We start from the raw sequence: 8814 nt of genomic DNA on the forward strand, positions 1-8814 counted from the left end.
CTGAAAGCAGATAACATATCTGCCTGAACAGGCTGCTTTACAGTTCCCAATAAGGTTGGACAAGAGTTCATTCTCGCTTATCCGTTCATTCAGGAGAAAACGGTAGAAGCCTTTTGCGGATGCATCATCATCTGTAAGTTGGCGTATCGAATGAACACTCCGGCTAAAAAGATCATTTAAAATCTTATTCCCTCTTAAAAGTAAACGGTGATCCCCTAAATCTGTAAATTCTCGACGCATATCAAGTGCAAAGTAAATAAAAAGATGTGTCCACACGATAGGCCTGCGCGGGAATGACGATCGCACTTATAAAACTTGGATGTACTAAGGTGGCTCAGGTGGTCAACAAATGAGATGGGTTAAAAACCAGATATTATGCTAAAACAGTTTTTCCACGTTATTACCACCACCTTAGGCACCTAAGCACACCTTAGAATAATGCCTATGAATTGCTAAGGTTAATAAATAAAAAAGTCCCGATTTTCATCGGGACTCATCAATCTATCCTCTACCACCTCTTGATGGTCTTCCTCCTTCAGAGCCGCTTCTTTCACCACCTCTTTGTTGCTGTTGTTGTGGTGCTTCTGTTCTTCTTTGTTCTTGTCTTTGTTGCATTTGTTGCTGCTGTGCTCTTTGCTGTTGAGCCTGGGCATCGCGCTGTGCACGTTCCTGCTGTTGTTGTTGAGCTTGTTGTGCACGTTGCTGCTGCATCTGCTCATTACGTTGAGCTCTTTCTTGTTGTTGAGCCTGAGCCTGTTGCGCACGTTGTTGTTGCATTTGCTCATTTCTTTGCTGTTGCATCTGCGCATCTCGTTGAGTCCTTTCCTGTTGTTGGGCCTGGGCTTGTTGCGCACGTTGCTGTTGCATCTGCTCATTACGTTGTTGCTGTACCTGAACATCACGTTGCGTACGCTGTTGCTGAAATTGCTCGTTACGCTGCGCCCTTTGTTGCTCCATTTGAGCCGCACGTTGTTGTTGGTCTGCCTGACCACGTTGCTGTGTTTGAGCAGCGCGCTGTGTACGTTGCTGTCTCATCTGATCTAAACGTTGCTGATCCTGACCACGGTTTACGTTTTCCTGTCCATTTCTTCCGTCTACACCATTGGTATTACCACGGCTAACACGTCCATTAGCATCTCTCTTATAAACTTCGCCTCTGTTATTAGGCTGATTATTATTATCTCTGCTTATAGTCCCGTTGTTCCTATCAGGTTGCCCGGTACGGTTATCTCCTCTCGATCCAAAACGGTTATTGCCATTATTATTATTACCACCTCTTTGATCGCGATTGGTATAACCTTCGTTCCTTCCACCTCTGCTAATGCCAGCATTGCCTTGCTCAAATTTTCTTGGAGCCGCACTACGGTTATCAGCATTACGCTCTGGTCTCGGCCTATAAATAGATACTTCCCTGCTATTAATCCTGCTTGCTCCTGGTCTAGAGCCTTGCGAATATCTATAAACAGTCACATCCCTGTTGGTTGCACGTCTAATATCTTCAACCCTTGGACCACCATAATAAGTTCTTCTGTTATAAACATAAGTATTATTGATGATGGTGGTATTGCGGATATATACATTGTTACGTCCGTAATCATATCTTGGGAAAGTATTAATATAAATATTGCGTTGTGGAATAAAGTTCCAGCAAAATTCTGGTACTACGTAACGGCGGCCAAAACTTAGGTTAATACTAATACTTGGTGCCATTGGAGCCCATCCGTAATAACCATCACCGCTTCTCCAGTCTACCCAGGCTGGTCCCCAATTGGTATCAGGTAACCAGATCCATTGCCTGTAACTGTTAATTACCCAACGGCCATAGTGGAAAGGTGCCCAACCCCAATCGTAATTGGAAACCCAGGTATTACCGTATTCGGTCATGGCCCAACGTCCGTTTGTATAATATGGACGAAATTCGCTTTGATCTACATCCGGACGCCAAACATATCCATATTGAGGGTCTTGTATCCAGGTGCCATAAGGCGAAAGTTCATCATAAAAAGTCTGTAAAGAAACATTACCGGTACTGTAACCATCGTCCTGGTAATCATTTTGGTAGTCTTGTGCCCTGACAAGGGTTGTGGTTCCGGCAAGGAGCGCAAAGAGCCCCAGCACAAGTGCCGTAGATTTCAGTGTTTTCATTTGTGTGTTTATTTTAATAACCTAATGTGTGTGTATCAATTAGAGAACCAAAAATGTAGAAGGTTTAATATGCACGCATAGTTTCTGCGTTTTCCTCCAAATATTGCCCTACAAGGCATATTTAACTAATATTTAACGTTTTAAGCTAAGTTTAATTGTGCAGAAAATAAGTCAGTTAGAAATAAAATTTGCTACACCTTTACTTACAAAAGAGATTATATTGCCAGTACCACAAACTTTAGAACTTAAATTCTATTTATTGTGAGTATTTTTGTAGCATGCAAAAAGGCACTTTATACCTTATTCCCGTACCATTGGCTGAAGAGGTAGCACACAAAACTTTTACCCCTTATTTGGTTGATACCATTAACCAGATTGATACCTACATTGTAGAAAATAGTAAAACAGCCCGTCGCTTTTTAAAAGAGGCAGGCTTAAAAACGCCACAGAAAGATTTAATCGTGCATGATTATGGCAAACATAACCGGACAGATTTAGGTCAGTTTTTTGTTGAGCTTGCTGCTGGAAAAGATGTAGGCTTAATGAGCGAAGCCGGTTGTCCGGGCATTGCCGATCCTGGTGCTGATATTGTTGCCGAAGCACATAAACGCGGCATTAAAGTGGTACCATTAGTAGGACCAAGCTCGATTTTACTGGCATTAATGGCCTCGGGTTTTAACGGACAGAGTTTTGCCTTTTGGGGTTATTTACCGATCGATAAAGAACAGCGCACCAAACGGATCAAAGATTTAGATTTATCGGCAAGCCGTTACAAACAAACACAGATATTCATCGAAACACCTTTCCGCAATAACCAACTTTTTGAAGAAGTGCTGAAAAGCTGCAAGCCCAATACGCAGGTTTGTGTAGCCAGCAACCTTACTGCAGAAGATGAATTTATTAAAACTCAAAGTGTTTATAATTGGCGCAAAGAGGAAATAGATCTTCATAAACAGCCTACTATATTTTTATTGTACTAGGCTTCCTTAGTCGAGTGTCATTCCCTCGAAGGAGGGAACCACAAAGTGCTCAGCGAAGCTAATCTTAAAGCTTATTGCATTACGATTCCCAATCAAGTTGGGAATGACGGACTACCCCATGAGAAATATTAGAATTTCAAAAAATCAAAACATATCCAATCCCACATTGGTTGTTATTACAGCGCGCTGCAATTTATTCACTAAATCTTTGAGTTATGAAAAATACGAGCACACCAAAAAACAATCCGACAGTTCAGGGCAGTTCAATAGCTGACAGGGCTAACCACGATGTTAAAACGGATAAAAAAATCCAGGGAATAACCAATGGAGGCGGTCAACGGTCAGATCAAACTTCCAACAAAGACAATCAAAGAAAATACGACAATAAAAAATAATATTAAGGTAGATTAATATACCAAAACGGCTTGTTGGAAAATCCGTATTGAATACGATTTTCCGACAAGCCATTATTAACTAATGGCACCTTATTTTGCCATTACATTATAGAAATTATAATCCGTCATAGGAGCACCTGTTATTCCTAAATTATGACAAATGGTAATGATCTGGCCACGATGGTAGGAGCTGTGGTTAAAAACATGTAACACATATTCAAAATTCTGAAAGTCGGAGGTAAACCAGGGACTTTGAATCTCTGTTTTCTGATTAAATCTATCTTCACTGATTGCAGTAATATAAACGGCTAAGTTCTCAGACTGTTTCAACAGCGCATCAAAAATATCATTCAAACTTCCATATTCGCGGAATTCGAATTCGGTTTTAGTGAGGATTGAATACCAATACTCCTGTGCCTGTAAAATATGGGCGAGCGTTAACTTTACACTTTTAAAACTCGATAATACTTCCTGCTCCAATAATTCTTCTGGATGATTTTTTAACCAATTTACCAAGGTTAAATTTGCCCAGAAATTATAGTTTGCATAATTTTTCATTAAATACACAAGGGAAGTTTCTTCCGTTGTTTCTGCGAATAATTGTTCCTGTACCATGTCTTTTTTGTTTTAGTTACACAAAGAAAACACAGGCCACTGACAACCCTATGGCAGTGTAAAAATCAACATAAAAATATTTTTAAAATAAAGTGTTTTCTTCATTTCAGTTTACATTTCCCATTATGCATTTTCCCTCTTACCTAATCATCCTGTCAGGTGAAAAAGCGATAAAATATTCTGATCCGGTTTGGATACTAACATTAAGATCTGGCACATTAATTTTAGGTTGTTCTTTAAGCTGCAACAATACGCTTGCTGCAAAATCATGTATCTTTTTTGGGTCTACCTGAACAGAAACCGTAGGAAAAAAATCGTGCTCTATATCGGCCTTCCCCTGCTCACTTACCTGGCTAAACTTCCATGATTCTTTGGCCCGAAAACCATTTTCATTGTTGGCATTGTTTAAATGGTATAAAAATACTTTCGCCTGTAAGGCTATACTCTCATTTTGCATATTATAAAATTTGGGCTTTTTTGGCCATAATTTGGCAAGGTAAGAAGAATTAACCGGAGTATGTTTTTTCCGGCTAGACAGTGGCACTTTCTTAAACCTCATTTTTGATTGGCAAATCAATCAAGCTAAAATATAGCTATAAAAAAATAGACAGTTGGTGTAAATTTTAAAATACAAATACTAATTTAAACCATTACAACTCATACTCCTTAAGTTTTAGTGTAAAATTATGTAGGTGCCTAAAATTAATGTAACAAGTTCTGTTACATTTGTTTATCAGCTATTAAGGACTAACTAACTTAAACTTCATGAAAACAAACCTAAAACAGATCACTATTATTGCGATGGTTGCAGTAGTATTTGCATCATGTAAAAAAAACCAGGAATCATCAACAACAGAACCACAGGAAATTGTAAAAAATGCCGATAAGGTTTTACAGTACATTAAAGATCTTGGGTTCCCTGAATCGAGCATTGTTGATAATGGAAATGAATTTATCGTAGAAGAAGATATTACATTCCCTAAAAACATGGAAATCCCGGCTAATGGCGCCGGAGCTAAAACTGAACAGTATTATACCGGAAGCATTGTAAACAGCACCAAAAAGCTAAACATTAGAATTTTTGTAGATGCATCTATGACTTCTATGAGCAGCGAGATCAACAGTGCAATTGCGCAATGGAATGCTGTTCCAAATTCTACACTGCGCTTCAGCACTGTAACTACAGCACCTTATGACATCCTGATCAAAGATGAAAATTTAGGAAATGGTGTTTGTGGCTCAGGACAATTCCCATCTGGCGGAAGTGCAGGTGCTTTGGTTAGAATCAATAAAAGTTATATTGCAGGCAATTCTTTTGCGCAACGTGCAAGAACAATATGCCATGAATTTGGTCATAATATTTCCTTGCGTCATACAAATTGGTCATCCAGAGGCGAATCAACCGCAACAAATGTTCCTGGTGTTACAGGAACTGATGCTTTATCGCTTATGAACGGAGGTCAATGTAATTCGGGTGCTACAGTGTTATCAACAAAAGATAAAAATGCTGTCGCAGCCTTGTATTAAAACTTTAAAAACAATCAAGCAAACCTAAACTAAGTCCTTAATCAGCTGAGGATTAATAAGCTCAGGAACTTTTATAGTCCTGGGCTTATTCTTTTGATAAGGCAATAATGTCTTTTCCTTCTAAAATCACCCGCTCGCCATTATGGCCTAAAGTATTAATCATGGCATTGCCTAGTTAGGCCATAGTGCAAAACCCACTTGAATAAACTGCTCTTCCAATAGGAAATAACCAATTGATATATTTATAAAATTTATGGGCATATTTTTGTCCTGGCAGTGGCTTAATAAAACCCGGTCGAAAATTAAACACCTGCCCAAAAGGTAATCTCATTAAATCATGCTCTGTTTTACCCTTTACCTGCGCCCATTTCAACCGGCCGTTCGCATTGGTTCCACCTCCAGAAACATAACAAAAAGTCATCCCATCGTTCAGCTTGCTTAACGTTTCGGCCACATGCATGGTTAGCGTATAGGTCATTTTGTAATAAATATCACTATCAACGCCTACCGAAGTAATCCCCAAACAAAAAAAACAGGCATTGTAACCCGAAAGCTGATTTTCAATCTTGGAAAAATCGAAAAAATCGGGATGGATGATCTCCTTAAGCTTTGGATGGCTATAACCACATGGCTTGCGGTTAATCACTAAAACAGCATCAATTTCAGAGCTGTTTAGGCATTGCATTAACACCCCTTCGCCAACCATTCCAGTAGCACCGGTTATGATTACATTATTCTGATCTCTTGTTTTCCCCATGAATTCGATACTTTTAAATAAAACGGTTGTAAGGTAGTCTTTGTTTGGGAACAATAAAATTGGATACATTTCTTTCATAAAAATAAAAAAGACTGAACCGAATGGAAATTGTTAGTCCATTAGCGGTACAGCCTCTTTTTATAGCTACTAAACGTTGTTAAGTAAACCCAGGCATTTCAGCCTGAGATTCTCATAGATCCGTACGTGAAGGTCTCCCTTCATACGGCTCTTATTATCCAACCATTGACTTCGTGTCAAGCATCCCGCGTGCGAAGGTTGGACTTGGATTTCTCTGTTAGTTCCCATTTCTTAATGCGGTTTTGAACCTAACTCCCAGTGTGGGAATAATGATGGTTGTCTAACTGATATTCCCTTTAGCCACATGATGGCTTTTAGTAAGCTCGTTCGGAGCTTCTTGTACTTGCGACGTGCCCAGCGGGCAATCATTCGATTTACATTTTGCATAAAGTCCTTTAATTCTGTTCGGTAAAACTTACCATAGTAATTGATCCAGCCTCTCAAAACAGGGTTAATAGCTTTTGCTATGTCTTCGATCTGTACATCTGATGCCCTTAGTATCGTCCAGCTTTTCATCTTCTCAGTCATAGACTGTTTCGATTTCCTGCTTACTGCGGGCAGCCAGTTGCTGAAAGTTTCCTTACGGCCAATGTGCTGGGCTTGTCTTGGCCTGAATGTATGGCCAAGAAAGTCAAACTCGCCGTATGGTTCAAACTTCCTTCTTCTGTTGCTGTCCTTGCAGTACACGATCTTCGTTTTCTCAGGATGCATTTCCAATCCACACTCCTGCATTCTTTCTCCCAATAATTGCAGTACCCTTTCAGCCTTTGGCCTACTTGCGCAATGGATCACACTATCATCTGCGTAACGTTCGAACGGGCAGTCAGGATGGTTCCTGCTTAGCCATAAGTCCATCACGTAATGCAGGTAGAGGTTAGCCAGTAGTGGTCCGATTACCGATCCTTGCGGAACGCCTTTGGTTCTTGCCACTATGGTTCCATCCTCCAGTTGCAATGGAGCTACTAACCATCTTTCAATGTATAACAGCACCCATTTTACATCTGTGTGTTTCCGTACTGCTTTCATCAGCAGATCGTGCGGGATGTTGTCAAAGTAGCCACGGATGTACATGTCTATCACCCAGTCAAACTTCCAGCAACGCTTACGGGCTTGCTCGATTGCCTGATGGGCTGATTTGTTTGGACGGTAACCGTAGCTATCTTCATGGAAGATCTTGTCCAGGTCCTTTTCCAACAGGTCTTTTACTAAGGTTTGACCTACTCGGTCTACTATAGTAGGAATACCCAGTGGCCTTTTACCGCCACCTTTCTTCGGGATTTCTACCAACTTGACCGCACAGGGCATGTAGCTGCCAGAACTCATCTGGTTCCAGAGCTTATACAGCTGATTGGCTTTGTCTAGCTCAAAGTTTTGTAAACTCATCTGATCCACGCCTCCGCTTCCTTTGTTGGCTTTTACCTTTAAATAAGCATTCATTACTTCTAGTTTTCCAATTGTAAATGGTTTTGTTTTCTTCATTTCTGTACATCCTGCCGTTAGGCAGTTTCCTTCTATGTTTTCTAAAACTTGAATAATACTCCCCCTTCCCTCCACCCCCATTACAGAGGCTTCGTCAGTACTACGAGGAGTTCCGCCCCCCTGAAGCCCATCAGTACTTTCCCTCTTGCTGGCACTCCGGCTTGAGGTTTTCCCTTGGCATCGCAACGACAGGTTCGCACGTTCCGCATTAAAGCCTATGTTAAGATCACGCTGTCTATATGCCGGATGCCATAAGGCCAGTAAACAGGTAACTTCCTTACTTATCCCGGGTAGATATTGAACCCCGGTTCTGACATCGTCCAATCCTTTCGACACCTCATCGATCAGTTCGCTTTCGCTCGTCTTCTCAACACTTACCTGACATCTCTTACGATGCCTTTTCCACTAACGCTCGCCACCGTAGCTCTTTACCACAGCAACTTAGTGGCAGTTTGGCTTCGACACCTGCATGTCGAGCCGAGGGTACTGCCCTCATCTTTAACACAGCATTGCTTGTTTCACAACTAGCATTCGTGCCACTCAACGAGTAAATCCAGGTGTTTCAACGCTGAAGTTCTCACAGATACGGACGTGAGACTCTCACCTCATCCGGCTCCTATCCTCAACCGTTGGAAGTACGCCGAATGTCCAGTGGGTGAATAAATTGGGTTGTTTGTCACTAATGGCTCGCAGCCATCTCAATCCTTTTAACACTGTCGGTCGGACTTTCAGGTACTTGCTCCGTGCCCATTTGACAATTCTTAGATTAATTTCTCTCATAAAGCTTTTTAATTTCGTTTTGTAAAATTTACTGTAGTAGTTGATCCACCCCCTTACC

General features: G+C 40.9%; 10 protein-coding genes. 3 read left to right on the forward strand and 7 right to left on the reverse strand.

Annotated features, from left to right (window positions below):
* Both EYS08_RS25320 and EYS08_RS25325 read right to left on the reverse strand, forming a co-directional pair.
* The coding region (locus EYS08_RS25320) for a transposase DNA-binding-containing protein (protein ID WP_131032645.1) at positions 1 to 240 on the reverse strand (240 nt) is incomplete at its 3' end.
* 261 nt (positions 241 to 501) lie between these two features.
* On the reverse strand, positions 502 to 2145 hold the full coding sequence (locus EYS08_RS25325) for a DUF6600 domain-containing protein (protein ID WP_131032678.1): 1644 nt from the start codon (positions 2143 to 2145) through the stop codon (positions 502 to 504).
* Positions 2146 to 2423: 278 nt separating this feature from the next.
* Between EYS08_RS25325 and EYS08_RS25330 the strand changes: the two genes are divergently transcribed.
* Together EYS08_RS25330 and EYS08_RS25335 are read left to right on the forward strand one after the other, a co-directional pair.
* Positions 2424 to 3125: an SAM-dependent methyltransferase gene (locus tag EYS08_RS25330; protein ID WP_029274984.1), complete on the forward strand. Its 702-nt coding sequence runs from the start codon at positions 2424 to 2426 to the stop codon at positions 3123 to 3125.
* Positions 3126 to 3340: 215 nt separating this feature from the next.
* Entirely contained in the window at positions 3341 to 3520 is a 180-nt protein-coding gene (locus EYS08_RS25335) for a hypothetical protein (RefSeq protein WP_057931837.1), read from the forward strand.
* Positions 3521 to 3610: 90 nt separating this feature from the next.
* Here EYS08_RS25335 and EYS08_RS25340 read toward each other — a convergent pair whose 3' ends face one another.
* Together EYS08_RS25340 and EYS08_RS25345 are read right to left on the reverse strand one after the other, a co-directional pair.
* A complete protein-coding gene (locus tag EYS08_RS25340; RefSeq protein ID WP_131032679.1) occupies positions 3611 to 4135 on the reverse strand; it encodes a DinB family protein in 525 nt (174 codons plus the stop codon).
* Positions 4136 to 4274: 139 nt separating this feature from the next.
* On the reverse strand, positions 4275 to 4694 hold the full coding sequence (locus EYS08_RS25345; protein WP_131032680.1) for a hypothetical protein: 420 nt from the start codon (positions 4692 to 4694) through the stop codon (positions 4275 to 4277).
* 206 nt (positions 4695 to 4900) lie between these two features.
* On the opposite strand from EYS08_RS25345, the gene EYS08_RS25350 reads away from it, so the two are divergent.
* Positions 4901 to 5662, forward strand: a complete 762-nt coding sequence (locus EYS08_RS25350) for a M57 family metalloprotease (protein WP_131032681.1) — start codon at positions 4901 to 4903, stop codon at positions 5660 to 5662.
* Positions 5663 to 5837: 175 nt separating this feature from the next.
* Here the strand turns inward: EYS08_RS25350 and EYS08_RS25355 are convergent, their stop codons facing one another.
* The 3 genes from EYS08_RS25355 to EYS08_RS25365 form a co-directional block, all read right to left on the reverse strand.
* Positions 5838 to 6497 carry a Rossmann-fold NAD(P)-binding domain-containing protein gene (locus tag EYS08_RS25355; protein ID WP_244216045.1) on the reverse strand — a complete coding sequence of 220 codons (660 nt, stop codon included), beginning with the start codon at positions 6495 to 6497 and terminating at the stop codon, positions 5838 to 5840.
* A 231-nt stretch (positions 6498 to 6728) separates the two neighbouring features.
* The gene (gene ltrA, locus EYS08_RS25360) at positions 6729 to 8312 is read right to left on the reverse strand and encodes a group II intron reverse transcriptase/maturase (protein WP_208745953.1); all 1584 of its coding nucleotides are present in this window, start codon (positions 8310 to 8312) and stop codon (positions 6729 to 6731) included.
* A gap of 264 nt (positions 8313 to 8576) precedes the next feature.
* Positions 8577 to 8814: group II intron maturase-specific domain-containing protein (locus tag EYS08_RS25365; protein WP_317130093.1), on the reverse strand; the 238-nt coding region annotated here is incomplete at its 5' end.

The organism is Pedobacter kyonggii (genome assembly GCF_004310665.1).
Taxonomy (GTDB): domain Bacteria; phylum Bacteroidota; class Bacteroidia; order Sphingobacteriales; family Sphingobacteriaceae; genus Pedobacter; species Pedobacter kyonggii.

What these genes read in the sequence shown, in the direction of transcription:
- EYS08_RS25350 (WP_131032681.1), top strand. Translation starts at nt 4,901, where the DNA reads ATGAAAACAAACCTAAAACAGATCACTATTATTGCGATGGTTGCAGTA.
- EYS08_RS25330 (WP_029274984.1), top strand. Translation starts at nt 2,424, where the DNA reads ATGCAAAAAGGCACTTTATACCTTATTCCCGTACCATTGGCTGAAGAG.
- EYS08_RS25325 (WP_131032678.1), bottom strand. Translation starts at nt 2,145, where the DNA reads ATGAAAACACTGAAATCTACGGCACTTGTGCTGGGGCTCTTTGCGCTC.
- EYS08_RS25345 (WP_131032680.1), bottom strand. Translation starts at nt 4,694, where the DNA reads ATGAGGTTTAAGAAAGTGCCACTGTCTAGCCGGAAAAAACATACTCCG.
- EYS08_RS25340 (WP_131032679.1), bottom strand. Translation starts at nt 4,135, where the DNA reads ATGGTACAGGAACAATTATTCGCAGAAACAACGGAAGAAACTTCCCTT.
- EYS08_RS25335 (WP_057931837.1), top strand. Translation starts at nt 3,341, where the DNA reads ATGAAAAATACGAGCACACCAAAAAACAATCCGACAGTTCAGGGCAGT.
- EYS08_RS25355 (WP_244216045.1), bottom strand. Translation starts at nt 6,497, where the DNA reads ATGAAAGAAATGTATCCAATTTTATTGTTCCCAAACAAAGACTACCTT.